General features: G+C 60.7%; 1 protein-coding gene. It reads right to left on the bottom strand.

Features of this window, described 5'->3' with window-relative positions; translation table 11 throughout:
- Positions 1–183: 183 nt before the first annotated feature.
- On the bottom strand, positions 184–1,557 hold the full coding sequence (gene ltrA, locus VSR34_RS37810; protein WP_342965162.1) for a group II intron reverse transcriptase/maturase: 1,374 nt from the start codon (positions 1,555–1,557) through the stop codon (positions 184–186).
- Between the last annotated feature and the right edge of the window lie 434 nt (positions 1,558–1,991).

The raw sequence follows: 1,991 nt of genomic DNA, 5'->3' as shown, positions 1-1,991 counted from the left end.
CGGTAGAGTCGAGATGTGGCGCGGTAGCGGTAGGTTCGGTTTGTCTGTTGCCGCCCCTTTCGTCTGGCGGTGCCCGAGTAACCTCGCCTTAACCCCGTTTCCACACCCCGCTCATCGAACCGGACATGCAGATCTCCCGCATCCGGCTCTCGGACAAGACATCACGCCTTCGTACACGGCACGTTACACCCAAGGCCCCGTCAGACGCACAAGACCGAAGTGCTTGTAGAGGTGCGGGCGTGGATAGCCCCCGCGCCTGCTTCGCCTGGCTTTGTACTTGTTGCGTAACCACCGACGCAACCGCGCAGCGGTGTAGTTGTCGAGCGCCCGATACGCGCGTCTGTCCGTGCCTACACTGAAGTAGTTCGCCCAGCCGCGCAGCGTGCGGTTCAACTTGCCCACCAGCTCCGTGGTCTCCTGCCATACCATCTTGAGGGCAGTCATCGCATGAATCTTCTCGACCATGCGACGGATACTCTTCTTCGACGGACGCATGCCCATGCGGGCCTGCCCAGTCGTGGCCGAGTACAGCCGCCCAAACGTGTAACCCAGGAAGTCGAATGTGCCTTCCGGCACCTTGCAGAGGCGTGTCTTCTCCTCGTTGACCGTCAGCTTCAGTTTGCCCATGATCTCGCGCAGTTTCAGCAACGCCTCTTCGGCCTTGCCTTGTTTGCACAGGATCACAAGATCATCCGCATAGGTCACGATGCGACTGCCAAGACTGCGCGGAAGTCCGAGCTTCTTCCATGCCAGCACAAACCGACGCATGTAGATATTCGCCAGCAGTGGTGAGATGGGAGACCCCTGCGGAATGCCGCGCCTGCTATCTCTGGCCTCCGTCGTGCGTGTCTTCCGGCCTCGGGTATCGGTTTCTTCAACGGGGCATTCCAGCCACATCCTGATCAGATGCAGCACACGCCGATCAACGATGCGTCGCGCGAGCGACAACATCAATTCGGCGTGGGGAATACTTCCGAAGTAGTCCGCGAGGTCGGCGTCAATGACATCCGTTTGCCCTCGATGCAGCCGCTCCTCCACCTCGATTACCGCTTGCTGGGCATTTCGCCCCGGCCGGTAAGCGTACTGCTCTGGCGGAAGGTCCGCTTCGAAGATCGGTTCGAGCACCAGCATTGCTGCTGTCATGCACACCCGATCCCGCAGGGTCGAGATGCCCAGCGGCCTCAGCTTGCCATTGGCCTTCGGGATAAACACTCTTCTGATAGGGTCCGGCCGGTAAGTCTCCTGCCTGAGCGCAAGCGCCAGTTCGCCGAGCCACTTCTGCACCCCGTACGCTTCGACCTCTGCGAAGTCCTGCCGATCGACACCCGGCGCGCCCCTGTTTGAGCGACACTGAGCGTACGCATGCGCCAGCACATCCTCGCGATAGATCTTGTCGTACAGAGCGTAGAAGCGGTACCCGGCTTCTGCCTTCGCTTTCGCGTGTAACGCCATCTGCAGTTTCTGAACACGAATCGGAGTTGATAGGTTGCCCAATCTCCACGTCCTCACTACGTATTGCGTCTGTCTTGAACTGAGGCCCCTTCCCTCCACCAGCATTACACCGGCTTCAACGGTAATACGGGCCTCTCCGTCATCCCAAGGCGCCCGGCCTGTCCCTCGCGGGCGTCCGGTTGGTCATCCCTGACCACGCCAAGGGACTTCCCGTGTTGCATACGCTTTCCTTGTGTACATGCTGTCGCCACTACCCCGGCGCAGCGACTGGGCGTCCAGCCTGCTCATTCACCCAGCCGTATCAACCTTCCCCGATAGGGTTGTCGGGTCGGCCTGCGCATCGACCTTTTCGAGGTTTGCTCGGCGTTCACTCGCGTTACGGCCTGCACACTCGCGCTGTCACCAATTTGTGACACGCATCACCGAAGGCTTCAGCCACTTCGTTGCCTCCATAGCTGCTCCGGTTGCTTCCGGCTGGAGCGGTTGCCGGGCGGGGCTTGCACCCGCTGGAAAGCGCCACCTTTTCACGGCGCACACCC

It is taken from the genome of Paraburkholderia sp. JHI2823 (assembly GCF_038900695.1).
Classification (GTDB): domain Bacteria; phylum Pseudomonadota; class Gammaproteobacteria; order Burkholderiales; family Burkholderiaceae; genus Paraburkholderia; species Paraburkholderia mimosarum.
The sequence above is the reverse complement of the archived record's forward strand: the minus strand, read 5'-3'. Positions and strand labels throughout refer to the sequence as shown.

Coding starts and splice junctions, on each gene's coding strand:
- ltrA (WP_342965162.1), bottom strand. CDS start 1,557: ATGCTGGTGGAGGGAAGGGGCCTCAGTTCAAGACAGACGCAATACGTA.